Here is a 17,866-nt window from a genome sequence, read left to right on the forward strand (position 1 = left end):
GACTGGAAACCTACTTCAACGTCTGCGCAGCGATCTCCGCCAGCGTCACCGGCCGATTTTCCTTCATCGACAAGTAGGCGCCGAATACCATCTGCATCGTCTTCAGATTGTCCGCCACGCTGTTCTCCGGCTCGCGATCCTCTTCCACGGCGCGCATCAGCTCGCCCATCGTACCCATGAAGGCGTGCGGGAACCATTTGCCGTGCAGCCGCGGTTGGAACCAGTAGTCCTCGTGAATAGCCCGCGAATGGAAGCTCAGCGTATCCTCGCGGCCGACCGGATAATTGTACAGGGAACCGTTCGTGCCTTTGATGATCCCCTCCGTTCCTTCGAACCGATACGTCGCGAACCAATCGTCCTCGCCGGCGATGTGGTTGTGGTTATCGTGAATCAACCCGCGCGCCTCGCCGGGAAACTTCACATGCAGCAGCGTGCGCGTCTCGCCGATCGTCTGCTGGCCCGGGAAACGAGCGCCGTCCGCATAGACATATTCCGGCGTACCGAACAGGAAGCGAATCGCATCCATGTAATGAATGCTGTGGTACATGAATTCAAGCGTCGGCATTTCCCGCAGCCAGCCCCAGTTGGCAAAATCCTGCTTCACGTTCACCTGGATCGTCGCCTGCAGCAGTTCGCCCAGCCAGCCGCGCTGGATGATCGTGTGACTGGCCCGAATGCTCGGCGACCAGCGCATTTGCTGGTTGACCGCGCCTTTGATGCCGTACTTCGCGCAAGCATCCGCGATGCGAACGGCTTCCTCGTACGATTCCGCAAGCGGCTTTTGACAGAGAATATGTTTGCCTGCCGCAGCTGCCCGCTCCGCAATGCCCGGCTGAACTTTAGCCGGAACGGCTAGATCGACGATGCGCACCTCGGCATCCGACAGCAGTTCATCGATCTCCCGATACACTTTGGCGATACCGAACTTCGAAGCCAATTGCTCCGCCCGCTCGCGGTTAAGATCGAAGATGCCGACGACGCGAAGACCGCCCATCTCGTAAGCCGGCAGATGGCAAGCCTCGACGATCTCGCCGGCACCGATAATGGCGATGCCGATTTCTTTGTTCTGCGGCAAGGCCGGACGATAGTCCAAATCAAGCCAATTGTTCATTAACGCGCTCATGCTGGCGCACCTCCGCTATCTGCTACAAGCTTGGACCGATCCGGTTGATGCTGAATTCCGTATGCCCCAGCACTTCCGCTTTCGTCCATTTTCCTTCCGCAACGTCCAAAATCTCCTGCCAAATCCGTTCGCCCGCTTGATTGAGGCTGACGCTTCCGTCCAGCATATCGCTGACATCCACGTCCATGTTGTCCTCCATGCGCTGGAACATCATTTGGTTACCGGTAATCTTGATGACCGGCACGACTGCAGCACCCGTCGGCGTACCGCGGCCCGTCGTGAAGCAGACGATATGCGCGCCGCCGGCTGCCATGCCGGATACGCATTCGATGTCGTTGCCAGGCGAATCCATGAAGTACAGCCCATGATCCGGAATGCTCTCGGCGTATTCGATGACGCCTTTGATCGGCGCCGTTCCGCATTTGCTGATGCAGCCGAGGGACTTCTCTTCGATGGTGGACAAACCGCCGGCAATATTGCCTGGGCTTGGATTCCCGCCGCGCATGTCGGCCCCCATCCGCTCGACCTCTTTCTCGAAGCGATCCACGATGTAGTACAGCTTGTCCGAAATTTCCTGCGTCACGCAGCGCTCCGCAAGCAGATGCTCAGCGCCGATGATTTCCGTCGTTTCGCCGATGACGATCGAACCGCCTTCGCCGATCAGAGCGTCCGCAGCCACGCCAAGCGCGGGATTGGAGGCCAGACCCGACGTTGCGTCGGAACCGCCGCATTTGACGGCAACCTTCAATTTATTCAACGGAACCGGCACTTTCTCCTGCTTCTCGAGATCGGCCATTAATCTCTTTGCCACTTCCGTGCCGTACGAAATCGCTTTAACCGAGCCGCCTACGGATTGGATGTCGAATACTTCAACCGGTTTGCCGGTCTTGCGGATGTCCTCCGCCAGCGCGATCGGATCGACCACCTCGCAGCCCAGGCTGATAATCAAGACGGCGCCGACATTCGGATTCTTCCCCGTGCCCGCGAGCATCTCGAACGTACGATCCTTGTCCGAGCCGATCTGGCTGCAGCCATGCTGATGCGGAATCGCGACGGCGCCCGGTACCATCTGCATGATCCGGCTGCACACCTGATTGGAGCAAATGACCGTCGGAATGATCAGCAGATGATTTCGGATGCCGATATCGCCGTTCGGCCGTTCATAACCCATAATGGTACGTGCCATTTAATTCGTCTCCTTCGCGCCAAGGTCGCCGCGTCCGCGGATGCCTTCGATATTGTGTACGTGCACATGCTGCCCTGCCGCAATCCCCTCAACGGCGCGGCCGATCACTTCGCCGTACTTGCGCACGTCGTCGCCTGCCTCGATAGCGGTAACCGCGATTTTATGGCCAAAAGGAATATCGTTCTGCGTCGTGACTTCCTGCAAACCTGCCGCGTTGCGATATTTGATCGTCTCGCCCGATTGAATTTCCCTAAGCGCCGTTACGACGTGATCGCGTTCATTCATATACAGCGCATCCGCGCCCGTGCCGATTACATGTGCCAACCGTATTCACCGTTCCTTATCCCCGTGATGGACAATCCCTGCAACGTTCGTTATAGTTTCATTATAAATAATAAAAAACAGAATCTTAATATCGAATATCGCCGGGAATATACCTTTTCTTGCACTACACATCCATCTTAATAGCGAAAGGAGACGAAGTGGTTGAACGCGATGCGGAAGCAGTTTGCAGCCGACGATACGCTCCCGGTAGAGCTGGCCCTGCACAGCACGAAGAATCTGCAGGCCGAGCTGCCGGATCATCTGCATGACTGGCATGAAATCATCTATGTGCACGGAGGGGCAGGCTCCTTCTTCATTAATCATACGTTTTACGAGATGCAAGCAGGGGATCTCTATCTCATTCCCGGCAATACGATTCACAAGACGCTCCCTCATCCGGACGAGCCCTTGACGTCCTCCGTCGTGTTCTTCAGCGGTCAATTCGTGCAGGCTTCCTCCATGGGCATGGATGCCTCCTACTCGTTCCTGCAATGCTTCGATACCGCAAGAACGAGCCGAAGCTACAAGCTGGAGCTGCTTTCCGATGAACGCTTACGCCTAGAAGCCCTATTCACCGACATGCAGGGTGAGATGACCGCCACACAGCCCGGATACAAACAAGCCATCCTGCTGCTGCTGCAGAGCATCCTGCTTCACGCGAACCGCAAAATCAATCCCGGCAACCGTTGGCAGCCTCACGCCTCCAGGCCTGCATGGCTGCAGAACGCGCTGAATGAAATCGAGACCCGGTTGCTGCAAACGATCAGCTTGACGGAGCTCGCCTCGCACGCCTCCGTCAGCCCGTCGTACTTCTCGCGGATCTTCAAGCAGCACACCGGACTGGGCTTAACGGAGTATATCATCACGAAACGCATCATGCATGCGAAGGAGCTGCTGACCGAGACGGATAGTACCGTTGCGGAGATCGCAGCGGCATGCGGCTTCGAAAGCCTGCCGCATTTCTACCGGATGTTCAAAAAATTCGCCGGGCTCACGCCTGCGCATTATAAACGAACGTAGCTGACGCGCTTTGCGGCTAGCTCCGATACGATAATTGCGAAACCCTGCTCTACGCCCCAGCACGGCAAAAAAACGCCGCAGCCGACGGTATTCCGTCCAGCTGCGGCGTTGTGATAGTACGATATTGCGGCAGAGCAACCTGTTACGCCTAGACTTTTTGCCTTAAGCGTACTACTTCAAATCAGCCGGAAAGACAAGCCCCTGAAGCCGTCTTGCTTCATCCAGTACGTTCATAACGGCCAGCGCATTCGCATGCGAGTTGAATGGCGACTCTTGTACGCCTTGCTGAATCAGCTCGGCGAATGCGCGGACTTCATAGCTCATGACCAAGCCTTGCTCCGGCGCGGACGCTTCCTTCACGCGTCCGTCTCTGTAGCGGACGGTAATCTGGCGCGGCAGGTTGATGGCATCGATGATCATCGTGCCTTCCTCGCCTTGAATTTCCGCCGGAAGCGAAGAATTCGAGATTTTAGAATACGTGATGATCGCTTCCATGTCCTTGTAACCGGCAATGATGCTGCCTTGGCCGTCGACGCCGGAAGACAGCATCGTGCCGCTGGCGGAGATTCGTTCAGGCGCGCCGAACAGCAGCACGAGCGGATACACGCAGTAGACGCCGAGATCCATGAGCGCGCCGTTCGAGAACTCCGGCTTGAAAGCATTCAATACATTGCCTGCGCGGAATGCATCGTAGCGAGATGAATATTGGCAGTAGCTTGCCGTATAGCGACGGATCGTGCCAAGCGAGGGCAGCAGCTCCCGAATCGCCTCGAACCCCGGCATGAACGAGCTCTTCATCGCTTCCATGAAGACGACGCCGTTCTCCTTCGCCGTCTCGATCATCCGCTGCAGCTCACGTGCATTGGAGGCCGCCGGCTTCTCGCACAGCACATGCTTCCCGGCGCGCATGCAGAGAATCGCCTGCTCCGCGTGGAATGACGTCGGCGAAGCGATATACACCGCGTCCACTTCGCTGCTCGCCGCCATTTCTCCGATATCCGTAAATTTCAACGGAATGCCGTTCTTCGACGCATACTCCTCCGCCCGCTCCGCCGTCCGCGAATAGAGCGCCGACAAGGCAACCCCTTCGACTTCGCGTACGGCCGCCACGAATTGATCCGTTATAAAGTTAGAGCCGATTATCCCAAATCGTATCATCGTTCAATCCCCTTTCGTCGGTATCCATTTTACCCGTTAAGCTTGTCCAGGGCAATGGGACGGAGGCTCGAACAGTCTCCTTAGCTCGCGCTTCCAGCTTTACCGCGCCGCGTCACTTCGGTGTTACTGCTTCAGCATTACCACTTCAAGCGATAGAACGCTTTGTTCTCCAAGCCCCGCACTTGCGGCGTCCAGTCTTCGTGGGTCGCTGCCGTGTCGAGCGCATCTTCGATCATTTGCAGCTTGGCATCGAGGGAGTCGATATAATGAAGCGCGACCGCCTCCGCGATTTGCGGCTGGACGGGACTGCCCCATTCTCCCAGGTTATGATGCGACAGCACCAGATGCTGCAGCGCCAATACCCGCTCCGAGTCCGCGGCGATGCCCGATTGCTGAGCAGCCTCCGCGACCCACAGCGAAGCGAGCGCGATATGACCGATCAGCTTGCCTGGATTGCTGTAGTCCGATACGATGCCGAGCTCCGAGACCATTTCCTCCGGCTTGGCGATATCATGCAGAATGATGCCCGCTTTGACCAGATCCGCATTCAAGAACGGACGTTGCGCGCAAATGAATTCGCCGAGCTCCAGCATGCGTACGATATGATAAGCCAGTCCGGCATAATAGGCATGGTGATGCGTCTTCGCCGCCGGCGCATGGTACAGCCGCTCCCCAGCCTTGTCGAGGCAATAGGCGACGATCGCGCGGATGTCCGTATCCGCGATGCTGTCCTTGACCGCGTGAATGCGGGCCACGAGCGTCTCCGGCTCGACCGGCGCCGCGCGGATGAAATCCGTCAACGTGACGCCATCCGCCTCCGTCGTTTTGCGGATCCGGTTGACTTTCAATTGGATCTTCTCGCGGTACAGCTGAACGATGCCCTGCACCTTGACTAGCGTCAGCGCTTTGAACTGCTCCTTGTCGCTCTCGGACGCGTCCCACAGCTTCGCCGGCGCTTGGCCGCTCGCATCGGACAACGTCAAATTCATAAAATCCTTCGGCGGCGTCGTATTCGTCTGCTTGACCTCGCTCTCCTTGATGAGATAGTAGCCGACAAACTCCTCGCCGTCCCGCAGTTCATTAATCCGTGACATTCCATTTCCCTCCTGCTTCCTTCTCTCCCAAGCCGCCCTCCCAAGGCCGATACGGACAAAAACCGCAAAAATCCCCCTTCGGAAGGCAGCGCTGAGTCCATCATACCATGAACTCTTTTTACACTGTCCAGCAAAAGAGGAATCGTCACCGATTCGATGCTAAATTACATATCCGACCGCGCCGGCCTTCCGGTATCGCCCGTCCCAAGATCTCGGCTTCGCTCTTCCCGGCTCGGAAAGTGATCGAACGGCAAGGAAGGCAGCGACTGGTACCAATACGCAACGGCGCAATAATCATCGCTGCGCTCGAAATAACAGTCATCGGCCGCTTCGTCATTGCCGAACGCGCGGTAACTGACGAACGCGTCGCCATAGTGCTCACGTGCTTTGGCGCCGGATCCGTAGCCGATTTGCTGGATCGTCACCTTCAAGCGCTCCTGAAAATAGATCGGATCGCGCACATGAAATCGATAGATCGAATACAAACCGTTCTCGCCGTCCACGAGCGGTGCGCCTTGATACGGGGTCAGCACTTCCTCCAGCCCCCAGGCGGAGCCCATGTAGTCCTCGGCGCCGGTTCCGCACAGCGTCGGAAACTCTTCATCGCCATCGAGATAAAATTTGACTTCCCCTTCTCCCCACCAGCAGTCGTTCAACAGACTGCGTACGCCGAGCGTCGTTCCTAAGTAAACGCCCCGCCCTTCAATCCCGTCCGCAATGACGAAATCCTCATGCATGGGACATGGATTGCTGCGCCGGAACCTGGCATGGAAATAACCCGCATCGTCATCCAGCTCGTCCCCGAGGGTGACGTCGATTTGATAGAACAGCAGCCTTACGTCCGAATCGGAGTCGTTCTCGATCGCGACGACGGCTCGCTGCTTGAAGGGCATCGGGATCCAGCAGTTGAAGCCTTTCCCCGCCTGCATCGTCACGCAATCCGACTGCATCGGCCGCTGGCGCCCATGCGCGACGCCGAAGAAATCTCCGATCGGCGATTCCACGCTCGGATGGCTCTGGCCGTCCCAATAGATGCGCAGAATGACGTTGCGCATATGATCGACATTGCCCAGCGGAATCGTCATCCAGATATGACGAATGACGCCAGCTCCTTCGCAATGCAGCAGCTCGATCGTCTCGCCCTGCTTGAAGCCTTCGATGCAGGGCGCGCCTTTCCGTCCGCGGTTCGCTTGTCCTCCGCTGCCCGCGGCGCCAGCCGTGTTCTCCGCGGTGAACGCCCGGCTCTTCGTCTGTTTCATCTCATAGAGCATCGCTGAAGCTGCCTCCCTAATCTGAAATCGAACAACGAGCACCCGAGGCGGTCCATGAGGACTTCCGAATGCTCGCCAGTCACTGCTTCTTCCATTCTTCGCCTGCACAGGTCAATCCTTCTTTGCCAGTACAGTTCAATCCTTCTATTCTTTGACCGAACCGAGCATGATGCCGCTGATGAAATACTTCTGCATGAACGGGTAGACCAGCAGAATCGGAATCATCGTAATGACCAGCTTCGCGGCGGTCAAGCTCCTGTTGGATATGGCAAGCAGGTCTCTCACCTGGTCGACATCCCTGATCGTCGTATCGTAATTGACGACGAGCTGCTGAATGTACGTTTGCAGCGGGAAATCGCTCGTTTTCATTGAATAAATCAACCCGTCATAGTACGCATTCCAGTTGCCGACAACGACGAAGAGCGCAATGGTTGCCATAATGGGCATGGACAGCGGCACGTAGATTTGCAGCAATCTGCGCCAAGGCCCGGCACCGTCAATGCTGGCCGACTCTTCCAGCTCGGAAGGGATATTCCGGAAATAGTTGAGCATGAGAATGATATGGAATTGGCCCACCGCGCCTGGAATGACGAGCGCCCAGATCGTGCCGAGCATATGCATGTCCTTCACCGTGAAGAACATGGGCACCGTGCTGGGGCCGAACAGCATCGTTCCGATGACGATCCACATGTAGATGCCTCTTGAGCGGAATGCCTTCTTGCTTCTCGACAGCGGATAAGCGGCCAAGACGACAAGTACCATATCAATGATGAGAGCCAGTGCGACCCGTTGGCACGAAACGCCGGCAGCCGTCAGAATCGCGTGATCCTTGAATATCGTCGTATACGTGCTCCAGCTCAGCCCAAGCGGATAGACCGTCACGAGACCTGCCGTCGCCTTGGCGCTGTCGCTTAACGAGATGGCCAATATATTAAGCAGCGGGACCAATGTTACGACAACCAATAGCGTCAAAATCGTATAGATAATCGCGTTGGCGACCATATCGCCTTTCGTTAACCGAATGGACATCCGTTTCACCTCATCGTCTAGAACACCTTGTATTCGCCGTATTTTTCAGCCAGCCATTGCGAGATCAGAATAAATAGAAAGGCGACTGCCGAACGGAACAGCCCGACCGCGGTTGCAAATTCGTATTGATTGCTCTGGAATCCCATGCGATAGATATAAGTGTCATAAATATCGGCGACTTGGTAGACAAGCGGATTGTAGAGATTGAAGATTTGGTCGAAGCCTCCGCTTAAAATGCCTTGCAGGCTCAGGATAAGAATCAGCACGATCGTGCCCTTGATGCTCGGAAGCGTAATGTTCACCAGCTTGGCCCATCTGGATGCGCCGTCCACGTCGGCCGCTTCGTACAGATTCGGATTAATCGCCGTCAGCGCCGCCAGGAATACGATGGCATTGAATCCGAAGCCTTTCCATACATCCGTCACGTACACGATGATCATGAACCAGGTATTGCTGTTGAAGAACATGATCGGCTCGCCGCCGTTCAATCGGTGGATGATCCCGTTGATGAGACCGTCAATCGAGAAGAAGTCCTTAAAGATGCCGGCCATGATGACCCACGAGAGGAAGAAGGGCAAGTAGACGATGGTCTGGACCGACCGCTTGAACCATCGCTTCTTGATTTCATGCAGCAGCAGGGCGAACGCGAGCGCGCAGGAAATATTCAATATGATCTTGATGAGCGATATGGTAATCGTATTGATCGTGATCTGCTTGAACTCCGGTATTTGAAACAGCATTTTGAAATGATCGAGACCCGCCCAAGGCGATCCCCATATCCCTTCGATCGGATCGAAATATTTGAACGCGATGATCGAACCGAGCGTCGGATAAATGCTGAATATAGCCAACAGGATAATGGTGGGAAGCAGCATGACATGATAGTGGACGGCTTCCAGGCTGCGAATTTTCTTTTCTTTCAACGAAATGCCACCTCGGTTCGGATGAAACAAGTGCCGATGCCGAAGAGCAGCTCGGCACTTGTTTAGAAAGTTAACTGCCTACGATATCATTCACTTCTTTGGTAATATCCGCGCCGCCCATGCCGTTCCATTGTTGGACGAAGGCATCGAAGGCTTCGATCGGCTTCTTGCCCGTGATGATTTCAAGGAACGTTTTCTTCTCCAGGTCGTCCATGGACGCCTTCTTCTTCTGCATAAGATCCGTGGAGCCGATAAAAGCAGGAAGCGTTTGCTGAACCGGATTTTTCACCAAGCCGGCCGCGCCGACATAGAATTGGTTCGCCAGACTCCACAAGCCCATATCCGCGAACTTATCCGCTGCTTTCTGATAGTTCTGGATCGCCGCCGCCTGTACTTTCGTCTCCGGATCGGCCGCGTCCATCGTCGCTTTGCCGTCGACGACGTCCATGATCGCTTTGTACCGCACCGTGATTTCATGCGGGTCTTTCGCGCTGACGCTGACCGGCAGCAGCGGCATCTTGGCGTTCAAATATTTCGCGCCCTCGTCGATCGTCAGCTTGTTGTACCAGTCCAGCTTCTTCGTGTTGGCTTCCTGCGCGTAGTTCAGCATTTTCATGATCGCTTCCGGATGCTTGAAGCCTTTCTTCACGACCACGAATGATCGGACCGCTCCGTAGCCTTTGGCATGCGCGATGCCGTCGACGCCTTTAAGCACGGTCGCTTGCCAGTCGGCGTTGTGATCGTTCTTCACCGAATCCGGCAGCGGATACCAGGTTGCCCACCATGCACCCTCGAACAGACCGGCTTTGCCCTTCGCAATTGCTTCCACCGCTTTGTTGCTGTCGTTCATGATGAAGTCTTTCGCGATGAGACCTTCTTTGTACCATTTCGCGAGTCTTTCCAGCGCGCCTTTGATCTCGGGCTGCACGGAACCGTAGCCTACGCTGCCGTCCGCCGTCTTGACCCATTGTCCCGGATACGAGTTGTATGCGCCGAAGACGAAGTCGAAGGAAGCCGTATCCGCGCCGTAGATGTTTTGCTGGGACGGCAGCGAGCCCGCGCCGAATTTGTCCTTGAACGCCTTCAGGTCCGTCTCGACGTCCTCGAGCGTCTGCGGTTCCGGTAGGCCGACTTGATCCAGCCAGTCTTTCCGCGTCCAGACGACCGGGATCGCCGTCTCGACGTCCGCGATCGAAGGGATAGCATAGAGCTTGCCGTCCGAGGAGACCGATTTGAGCGCATCCGGTCCGCCCAGCGAGATGCTGTCCTTCAAATTCGGCGAAGCGTAGTCGTTGTATACCTGCGTCAAGTCTTCGATCATGTCCGCTTTGATCAGCTTCTTCAAGATGCTCAGACCGTTCGGATCCACGCTGATCGACAGCACGTCCGGAATGTTGTTGGCCGCGATCAGCAGGCTGACCTTCTGCTCGAAGGCGAAGTTTTGATCGCTCGTGGACCACGCCATCTTCGGCTTCACGTTCAGGTTCTCCTCGAACCATTTCTCGACGTCGTTGTTCTCGAAGCTCTCGCCCGCCGGCGGCTTCGCTTCCGCGGAGAGCGAGATGCCTGTCGTGAATTCCACCATTTCCGGCATTTTGCTGAACGGATCGGGCTTCTCCGCCGGAGCCGTCGTATCGGCCGCCGCGCCGTTCTTGTTGTCCGTGCCGCCATTTGCCGCTTGCGCGTTATCTTTATTGTTCGTGCTCGCGTTGTTGTTCGTGCCCTCGTTGTTGTTGTCCGAACCGTTGCCGCAAGCAGCGCTTGTGAGCAGCAGCGCGGCGATCAGAGAAGCAGATGCGGCGGCTTTCATTTTCTTGTTCACTTGAATCCCCCTTGGCCTTGAGTGGTTTGTCTTGCTGTCTCTATACTAAACGCAGTTAGGAAGACCGCGGGATAGACGATCTTCCTAACGTGATCGGACTCTGGTCATCAGTTTGAAGGCGTTTACATGACGAGAATCGCACGACCTCATGAAAAACTTCTCTTGCGCATGCGCCCTGTTCGCCACGCGCTAAGATTGGCTGCTCCATGACCGCTTTATCTGTTGCGTTCCCTGTATTCCGAAGGCGTCATGCCATTCTGCTCCCGAAACAGCTTGCTGAAATACTTCTCGTCCTGAAAGCCGAGCTGATCGGCTATGACGTAGACCGGTTTGCTCGTTTTGCGCAGCAGGGACTCGGCCGCGCCGATCTTGAGGCCTCGCAGGTAATCGCTGAACGATTTCCCGGCAACATCTTTGAAGCAGACGCTGAAATACCCCCGGCTCATATTGACCGCCTTGGCGACCTCCTCCTGATGGATGCCTTCGAACAAATGCTCGTTTATGTAACGGACCGCATTATGAATGGCGGCCACGACTTCATCCGAATAGCGCTTGCCCTGCTCGTTCTCGTACGTCGCCACGAATTCGCCGTTCCGGTCTTGATTGTCCAGCTTGATCCGTTCGGCTATGCGCTCCAGCACGTCGTCCAGCTTCTCCTTCTCCAGCTGCGTCTTCACGATGTAGTCGATGGCGCCGAGGCGCATCGCCTCTTGGATGAAGCTGAAGTCCTGATGACAGGTCAGCACGACGGTCTTCACGCCGGGGTGCCCGCTCCGCGTTTCCTTCATCAATTCGAATCCCGACATGCCGGGCATCGTTAGATCCATAAACACCACGTCCACGCGGTTGTCCTTTAGAAACTCCAGCGCTTTCTCTCCGCCGCTCGCTTCCCCGACGATCTTGAAGCCGAACTTCTCCCAGGGAAGAACCGATATCAGCCCTTTGCGCACGTAGATTTCATCATCGACGATTAATGTTTTGATCATGGCCGATCCTCCTTGGCTGTCCCCCGGCTGATGGGCAGGCGCAGTATAAACGTCGTTCCCTTGTCCTTCTCTCCGATAATCTCCATCGAAGCACGGTCGCCGTAATTGACATCCAGCATATAGCGGACATAGCTGAGACCGATGCCCATGCCGACCTTCTTATGCTCCTCCGAGAGCGGCTCCAGCAGCCGTTCGATGTCTCGCGCGCTCATGCCCGCCCCGTTGTCCTTGACCGTGATGAGCAGCTCCGCGCCGATCTGGGCAGCTTCGATGAGGATATATCCGCTCTCGTCTTTAAGTCCGTGATAGATGGCATTCTCCACGATCGGCTGCATGATGAACCGCGGCACGTTGATGTCCAGCACGGCCGGATCGACCTTGATCTGCACGTCAAAATGATAGGCGTAACGAATCCGCTGCAAATCCACGTAATTCTGCAGCGCTTCGACTTCTTCGTTCAAGGCGACGATGCCGCCCTCCTTGCCCAAGTTATAATGCAGCACCCGCGTGAACAGCGCGACCAGCCGATCGATCTCGTCCTGCCCGTTCATCCGTGCCAGCCATTGCACCGTATTGAGCGTGTTATGCAGGAAGTGGGGGTTGATTTGGTGCAGTAGCTTCTCGACCTCGATGACCCGTTTCTTGCGTTCCTTCTCCTCCAGTTCCTTGAACAGATCGGCGATCTTGTTCTTCATATCGTGGAACTCCGACAACAGGCTGTCGAACTCGAGGATCCCCGTCGTTTTCAGCTTGGAGTAGAACTTATTGTGGCTCATCAGCATGATTTCCCGGTTGATCGTTCGTAGCGGCCGATAGACGATCCGCCACATCGATAGCCCGAGCAGAAGACTGGCCACGATCGATACGACCGCGAAGAAAGCGAATTTGCCCATCCATTGACGAATGTCGGAGCTGTAAGCCTTCGTGTCCACCGCGGAGAGAATGTACCACCCTTGCTGCCCCTTTTCGGAGAAGACATAGTAGCCGTCGCGAATCTCACTCGTTTTCCCCGTATCCGGCAGTTTCGCGATGTCGACGAGGGAGCCGACGGGAAAATCCTTGTCCTGCTGGCTGTACATGATCCTCCCGCGATCATTGACGAGAATGGAAGAGACGGCGAGCTTATACTGCTGCGATTTCAGCAAATCCTCGAAAAGCTTGATGCTCGTTTCCAAGTAGACGTACATGTCCGCGCCTTCGATCAGATTGACCTTGCGCGCAATCGAAAATACGGGACTGTCATGCGTGGTGCGCACCGTCGTATGCGGTCCGTAGAAGGTGGCGTTGATGCCGTTCGCGAGCGTCGGCAGCTGCGCGGGATCGAATCCGGCCTGGACGCTTTGGTTCTCGAACAGGACCTGATGTTTGTTCGCGTAATAGATGAAGATAAGACCGATATCCGGTTTGGAGGCGTTAATGAACGAAATGCTCTCGATGACGGATTTCTTCTTCTCGTATTTGGTCAGAATGTCCGTCGTATCCAGGTAGGTTTCGATATCGTCCGCCACTTTGCCGTTATACATGGCGAGTTGAAGCGCCGAATCTTCGAGGTTGGCGAAAACGTTGCTGAGGCTGACCTGGATTTGCTTCATATTGCTGCGTATGCCGTCGTCGATATTGTGGTTCAATAAGGAATACATCGAGATGTACGAAATATAGCCGATCGTAATCAATGGAATGATCGAGCTTAGAATCAGGAACAAGTAGGCTCGTTTCTTCAAGGAGTAGGTCGTTCTTGGAAGCATGTTTATTCCCCCGATGTCCAATGTAAGACGAAAACCCACGAAATATTGAAGCGCTTTCAATAAAAGCAATGATACATCCGGCCCACCTAATTCTAACTATGTTTAACTGTGTATCTCCGCTTTCGAAATATTGTAAACCAAAATCATACAAATTTTGAATGATGTAGGTGGTATTTGTTGAAGATGATTATATATCACGGCATATTTCGCTGTAAATATGAATTATTCTTCGGTTTTCTGTGTGTGAAGTAATGCCGGACATGTTTTGTAATCTTACATTCGAGAGCATTCGTTTATTGACAAAATATTTGCCTGCCCTAAAATGAATCTAGAAGCTTCTACTAGTCAAAGGAATGATACCGTTGCCCAAAAAGATTACGACCAGCGATATTTCGCTTAGCCTCGGTCTATCCAGAAATACCGTCTCCAAGGCGCTGAATGATCATCCCAGCATTACGACCGAGACGAAACGAAAGGTCATCGAACAGGCGATCGCCATGGGTTACAAAAAAATCAAGCCGGCCGCGTCTTCCCATTCCGCGCCGCAGTTCGCTTCCTCCGCCAATGCCAAAAGCATCGTCTACCTTACCAAGCATCAGCTCCATCACGGCACGGGCTTCTGGATGAACGTCATGAGCGGCGTCGAGCAGGTCGTGAGCGGCAACGGATACGAAATGAAAATCAGCTTCATCAAGAACGAAGATATCCAATCGCTCCTACTGCCCGCGGTGTTGGGGAACACCGATCTTGCCGGGTTTATCCTTGCCGGCAGCGTGGACAAGGCCTATACCGAGAAGCTGATTGAATTGCCGCTCCCGAAAGTGTTCATTAACATTAATCCCGAGCTGCCGCTGTCCGGACTTCAGGCTGACGTCGTCTTTATGGAGAACGAGGACAGCATCTATCAGATCACGCGGCATTTGATCCAGGCCGGCCATTCGAACATCGGCTTTATAGGGGACATCGCTTCCTGCCGGAGCTTTATGGAGCGCTGGTTCGGCTTTCAGCGGGCTCATTTCGACGCTGGCCGTTCCGTAAATCCGGCGTATTGCATTACTTCGCCATGTTCCGACGGCTATCAACAGTACGATAGCCTCGCCCGATCATTGAAAGAATTGAAGCAGCTTCCCACCGCCTTCGTTTGCGTCAATGACAAAATCGCGCTCCACGTCATTAAATTCGCCCACGAAGCCGGCAAGTCAGTCCCGCGCGATATCGCCGTTTCCGGATTCGATCAAATCGACGAAACGGATATGCTGGGGTTTACGTTGACCACCGTCGCCAACGACGAGCATCAGCTCGGCTTGCGCGCAACGGAGCAGCTGCTTCAGCGAATAAGCAAGCCCGAACGGGTGAACGAAACGATTCGTTTGGCGACGTCTGTCATCTTCGGAGAAAGCACGCCGCCGCTAGTCTAGTGCAAGGCAGCGGACCGTCCGAGCAACATTCGGCTATGGACGACCTGTATGGCCTGCGAGGGAGAAACGCGCCCACTGCAACAACGTAGCAACTAATATCCAATAGCGCAGCAACTGGCCTCCAATAGTACAGCAGCTCGCCCCTGCAAGATTGAAAGAAGGCTGACATAGCGTCAGCCTTCTCTTTCGTTTTCCCGGATTCGTGACTATTCTTGTCTCGCCCATGCACAACGATCCCCGTCCTTGAGCCCCAGCGACGTCCGGATCATCTGTTCCACGACCGAATAGTCGGCCGGATTCTCGCGATTGAAATTCATCCGCTCGCGCGTCGGCGCCACCCGGTTGCACATAAATCTCGGCACGCCAAGTTCATTGGTCGACGGCGCATGATACAGGAACGGATGGCAAAGGACCAAGTCCCCCGGTTCTCCGGTTGTTTCGACCACCCGCAAGGAGAAGCCGGCCGGATCTTCGTACGTCGTGTGCATGAATGCGGCCAAATGCTCTTTCTGCGATTTCTTCTCCTTCGCTGGCGCATCGGCATAGATATCGTCCGACGCCGGCTTGTTCTTGCCGATTAATTCCGCCAGCCAAGGGTGCTTGCCGCACTCGCGCAAGGCTTCGCCCAGCCCCATGCCTTCCGGATGCTGCGCCAGCACGTTGGCCACGATGTTATGGGAGCCTTCGGCAACCAGCGTCCCGGACCCGCCTTTCTTCACGCTGGAGAAGAGGCATACCAAGAGCAGCCCTTGCTCCCAGCTGTCCAAATAATGACGGAAATGGCTTCCGTCGTAATGCCAGCCGCCCGGAATCTCCGGTCCGAAATTAATGATGTAGCCGCCCCAGCTTGCGCCCGTCATCTTGTCCCCTTCCTGCCAGCGTCCTTCGCCTAGCAGATCCTCGATTGCTCCGGTGAGCCGCTTCGAGTTCAAGCCGTCCATAATGGGATGCACATAATCGCCAAGGCGAACAACGGGTTCCGTCCAAGTCGTTTTATCTTCCTTCTTAACGCCGCGTGTCGCAAGCTCGTCCCAGAGGAACTGCTGCACCTTCAGCGCCTCTTCGCGCGGATAAGCACCTTCCACCTTAACCCAGCCTTTTTCTTTAAAATGCTGCACTTGCGCTTCCGTCAGTACGTTCGGCATGCTCGACACTCCCCTGGTTGATTATTCGTTCGAAACTTGCAGCGCTTTCATAAACATGCGGAATAATTGCAGGTCTTCCTTGGAATCCTCCGGCGTCGTCTTCGGCGCCGCATTCTTCGTGATCACGTCGTACAAATGGTTCAACTCCAGCGTATAGGGATCCGTCAGGGTCGGGCGAATGACCGATTCCGTGTACGCTTCTCCTTCGGTTTCGTTGATGCAAAGCTTGGTGGGAAGATGGCGTATGTAAGGCGTGTCGTACTGGACTTTCACGGATTTGCGGCTGGCGTACACTTCGACATGCGCATCGAACCGCCCCTGCTGATCCATGCCCATTTCATACGTGACCGAGAACGAGCCGTAATCGAGCAGCGCGTTCATGAAGATGCTGTCCTGATGCTTCGAAACCTTGGCGCCTAAGACAGCCTACGGCATGCCGATCGCCTCGCGCATCGCCGATAGGTCGTGGCTGCCCAATCCCGCCAGCAACCGGTAAAAGCCGAACAACGGCGCATCCGGTTCCAATCCTGTCGCCTCGATGCCGAGTCGTTCCGACCTGGCCTTGCGATCTGCCTTGGCCGCCTCCGGGATATCGTCGAAAGAGACCGTATGGCTTGTCGGACGAATAAAGTAGCCGTTTTGCCCGATAATATCCCTCACTCTTGCATACGTAATGTGATCGAAGCCGCCGATCTCTTGTACCGCCTGGACGAACGAAGCCGCATAACGACGCATATACCCGATCATAATGTGAACGCCGTTACGATCGCGCGCTTCAATAATGGCATCCGCTTCGGCAAACGTCAGGCACATCGGCTTTTCGATCAAAACATGTTTCTTGTGGTTCGCTGCTTGTATGGCGCATTCCGCATGATACTCATCGCTGTTCAGCACGAATACGACATCGAGATCCTCCTGTTTGACCAACTCATTCATGTCGGTATATTGATGGTCGACGCCGTATTGTGCGCCGATATGCCGGACCAGCTTCGGCGATATATCGCATACTGCCGCGATGCGATACTGGTGAGGCAGCGATTGAAGCACCGGCAGATGAATGACCTGCGCCACTTCGCCAAGTCCGATCAGCCCAACGTTTAGTATTTTGTTCGTCATATCCGCATATGTCCCTCCGCCGCTAGCTAGTTTACAAAAATAAATAATGTAATATTACAAGTAAACACTTTTGATAAATTTGATTATATATCGTTGTCAGTTAATTGTAAACACTGTATTTTTCAAGGAAAGTGTGAACTTCACAGTATTAATGAGAGATTTAAGTTTACAAATATCAAGTTTTGTAAACTTGCTCTGTGATCACCTAGGCCGATAGGCAGCACAAAAAAAACGACTACCCCACATGAAGTGTCGCCGAAAGCCAAAAAAACCGACCTCATTTGGTCGGTTTACAAAACAGTGTTTCCACCCTGAAAACTGGATACGAACCTTTACGAAAGGTTTTACTTAGCTGACATTACCGATGCTTTCGAAGTTTACACTCCGTAAAGCTTTTAGGATAAGCCCTCGACCGATTAGTATTCGTCAGCTCCACACGTTGCCGCGCTTCCACCTCGAACCTATCAACCTCGTCGTCTTCAAGGGGTCTTACATACTGGGAAATC

At 54.7% G+C, this 17,866-nt stretch carries 16 protein-coding genes and 1 rRNA gene; 2 read left to right on the plus strand and 15 right to left on the minus strand.

Annotated elements, in window-relative coordinates:
* Window positions 1-10 precede the first annotated feature (10 nt).
* From AC0YNU_RS28875 to AC0YNU_RS28885, 3 genes are read right to left on the minus strand one after another with little or no spacing between them, the layout of a single operon-like run.
* Window positions 11-1,123, minus strand: coding sequence for a Gfo/Idh/MocA family protein (locus tag AC0YNU_RS28875; RefSeq protein ID WP_475762790.1), 1,113 nt, complete (start codon window positions 1,121-1,123; stop codon window positions 11-13).
* A gap of 22 nt (window positions 1,124-1,145) precedes the next feature.
* Window positions 1,146-2,309: a UxaA family hydrolase gene (locus AC0YNU_RS28880; RefSeq protein WP_475762792.1), complete on the minus strand. Its 1,164-nt coding sequence runs from the start codon at window positions 2,307-2,309 to the stop codon at window positions 1,146-1,148.
* Window positions 2,310-2,633 (minus strand): UxaA family hydrolase, encoded by a 324-nt coding sequence (locus tag AC0YNU_RS28885; protein ID WP_475762794.1) that lies wholly within the window; start codon window positions 2,631-2,633, stop codon window positions 2,310-2,312.
* 171 nt (window positions 2,634-2,804) lie between these two features.
* Here AC0YNU_RS28885 and AC0YNU_RS28890 point away from each other — a divergent pair, with 171 nt between their 5' ends.
* Window positions 2,805-3,653: an AraC family transcriptional regulator gene (locus AC0YNU_RS28890; RefSeq protein ID WP_475762831.1), complete on the plus strand. Its 849-nt coding sequence runs from the start codon at window positions 2,805-2,807 to the stop codon at window positions 3,651-3,653.
* Window positions 3,654-3,824: 171 nt separating this feature from the next.
* On the opposite strand, the gene AC0YNU_RS28895 is transcribed toward AC0YNU_RS28890, so the two are convergent.
* The 8 genes from AC0YNU_RS28895 to AC0YNU_RS28930 form a co-directional block, all read right to left on the minus strand.
* Window positions 3,825-4,811 carry a Gfo/Idh/MocA family protein gene (locus tag AC0YNU_RS28895; protein ID WP_475762796.1) on the minus strand — a complete coding sequence of 329 codons (987 nt, stop codon included), beginning with the start codon at window positions 4,809-4,811 and terminating at the stop codon, window positions 3,825-3,827.
* Between the two features lie 137 nt (window positions 4,812-4,948).
* On the minus strand, window positions 4,949-5,905 hold the full coding sequence (locus AC0YNU_RS28900) for a 3'-5' exoribonuclease YhaM family protein (protein ID WP_475762798.1): 957 nt from the start codon (window positions 5,903-5,905) through the stop codon (window positions 4,949-4,951).
* 164 nt (window positions 5,906-6,069) lie between these two features.
* The gene (locus AC0YNU_RS28905; protein WP_475762800.1) at window positions 6,070-7,176 is read right to left on the minus strand and encodes a glycoside hydrolase family 172 protein; all 1,107 of its coding nucleotides are present in this window, start codon (window positions 7,174-7,176) and stop codon (window positions 6,070-6,072) included.
* Between the two features lie 144 nt (window positions 7,177-7,320).
* Window positions 7,321-8,205: a carbohydrate ABC transporter permease gene (locus tag AC0YNU_RS28910; RefSeq protein ID WP_475762802.1), complete on the minus strand. Its 885-nt coding sequence runs from the start codon at window positions 8,203-8,205 to the stop codon at window positions 7,321-7,323.
* A 17-nt stretch (window positions 8,206-8,222) separates the two neighbouring features.
* On the minus strand, window positions 8,223-9,128 hold the full coding sequence (locus AC0YNU_RS28915; RefSeq protein ID WP_475762804.1) for an ABC transporter permease: 906 nt from the start codon (window positions 9,126-9,128) through the stop codon (window positions 8,223-8,225).
* Window positions 9,129-9,198: 70 nt separating this feature from the next.
* Window positions 9,199-10,950: a type 2 periplasmic-binding domain-containing protein gene (locus AC0YNU_RS28920; protein WP_475762806.1), complete on the minus strand. Its 1,752-nt coding sequence runs from the start codon at window positions 10,948-10,950 to the stop codon at window positions 9,199-9,201.
* Between the two features lie 215 nt (window positions 10,951-11,165).
* Window positions 11,166-11,936 carry a response regulator transcription factor gene (locus AC0YNU_RS28925; RefSeq protein ID WP_475762808.1) on the minus strand — a complete coding sequence of 257 codons (771 nt, stop codon included), beginning with the start codon at window positions 11,934-11,936 and terminating at the stop codon, window positions 11,166-11,168.
* Window positions 11,933-13,681, minus strand: a complete 1,749-nt coding sequence (locus AC0YNU_RS28930) for a cache domain-containing sensor histidine kinase (RefSeq protein ID WP_475762810.1) — start codon at window positions 13,679-13,681, stop codon at window positions 11,933-11,935. Before AC0YNU_RS28930 ends, AC0YNU_RS28925 begins: the two co-directional genes overlap by 4 nt.
* Before the next feature lie 362 nt (window positions 13,682-14,043).
* Between AC0YNU_RS28930 and AC0YNU_RS28935 the strand changes: the two genes are divergently transcribed.
* On the plus strand, window positions 14,044-15,099 hold the full coding sequence (locus AC0YNU_RS28935) for a LacI family DNA-binding transcriptional regulator (RefSeq protein ID WP_475762812.1): 1,056 nt from the start codon (window positions 14,044-14,046) through the stop codon (window positions 15,097-15,099).
* Window positions 15,100-15,305: 206 nt separating this feature from the next.
* Here the strand turns inward: AC0YNU_RS28935 and AC0YNU_RS28940 are convergent, their stop codons facing one another.
* From AC0YNU_RS28940 to AC0YNU_RS28955, 4 genes are all read right to left on the minus strand, one after another.
* Window positions 15,306-16,244: a phytanoyl-CoA dioxygenase family protein gene (locus AC0YNU_RS28940; protein WP_475762815.1), complete on the minus strand. Its 939-nt coding sequence runs from the start codon at window positions 16,242-16,244 to the stop codon at window positions 15,306-15,308.
* A 21-nt stretch (window positions 16,245-16,265) separates the two neighbouring features.
* On the minus strand, window positions 16,266-16,625 hold the full coding sequence (locus tag AC0YNU_RS28945; protein ID WP_475762817.1) for a hypothetical protein: 360 nt from the start codon (window positions 16,623-16,625) through the stop codon (window positions 16,266-16,268).
* A 45-nt stretch (window positions 16,626-16,670) separates the two neighbouring features.
* The gene (locus AC0YNU_RS28950) at window positions 16,671-17,360 is read right to left on the minus strand and encodes a Gfo/Idh/MocA family protein (RefSeq protein WP_475762819.1); all 690 of its coding nucleotides are present in this window, start codon (window positions 17,358-17,360) and stop codon (window positions 16,671-16,673) included.
* 396 nt (window positions 17,361-17,756) lie between these two features.
* Window positions 17,757-17,866, minus strand: a 23S ribosomal RNA gene (locus tag AC0YNU_RS28955); the annotation flags it as partial.

Source organism: Paenibacillus sp. J31P316 (assembly GCF_056269105.1).

Bases quoted from the DNA above. Each gene is read 5' to 3' on its own strand.
- AC0YNU_RS28950 (WP_475762819.1), bottom strand. From the start codon at position 17,360: ATGACGAACAAAATACTAAACGTTGGGCTGATCGGACTTGGCGAAGTG.
- AC0YNU_RS28875 (WP_475762790.1), bottom strand. From the start codon at position 1,123: ATGAGCGCGTTAATGAACAATTGGCTTGATTTGGACTATCGTCCGGCC.
- AC0YNU_RS28895 (WP_475762796.1), bottom strand. From the start codon at position 4,811: ATGATACGATTTGGGATAATCGGCTCTAACTTTATAACGGATCAATTC.
- AC0YNU_RS28945 (WP_475762817.1), bottom strand. From the start codon at position 16,625: ATGAACGCGCTGCTCGATTACGGCTCGTTCTCGGTCACGTATGAAATG.
- AC0YNU_RS28905 (WP_475762800.1), bottom strand. From the start codon at position 7,176: ATGCTCTATGAGATGAAACAGACGAAGAGCCGGGCGTTCACCGCGGAG.
- AC0YNU_RS28930 (WP_475762810.1), bottom strand. From the start codon at position 13,681: ATGCTTCCAAGAACGACCTACTCCTTGAAGAAACGAGCCTACTTGTTC.
- AC0YNU_RS28940 (WP_475762815.1), bottom strand. From the start codon at position 16,244: ATGCCGAACGTACTGACGGAAGCGCAAGTGCAGCATTTTAAAGAAAAA.
- AC0YNU_RS28880 (WP_475762792.1), bottom strand. From the start codon at position 2,309: ATGGCACGTACCATTATGGGTTATGAACGGCCGAACGGCGATATCGGC.
- AC0YNU_RS28925 (WP_475762808.1), bottom strand. From the start codon at position 11,936: ATGATCAAAACATTAATCGTCGATGATGAAATCTACGTGCGCAAAGGG.
- AC0YNU_RS28890 (WP_475762831.1), top strand. From the start codon at position 2,805: ATGCGGAAGCAGTTTGCAGCCGACGATACGCTCCCGGTAGAGCTGGCC.
- AC0YNU_RS28910 (WP_475762802.1), bottom strand. From the start codon at position 8,205: ATGTCCATTCGGTTAACGAAAGGCGATATGGTCGCCAACGCGATTATC.
- AC0YNU_RS28900 (WP_475762798.1), bottom strand. From the start codon at position 5,905: ATGTCACGGATTAATGAACTGCGGGACGGCGAGGAGTTTGTCGGCTAC.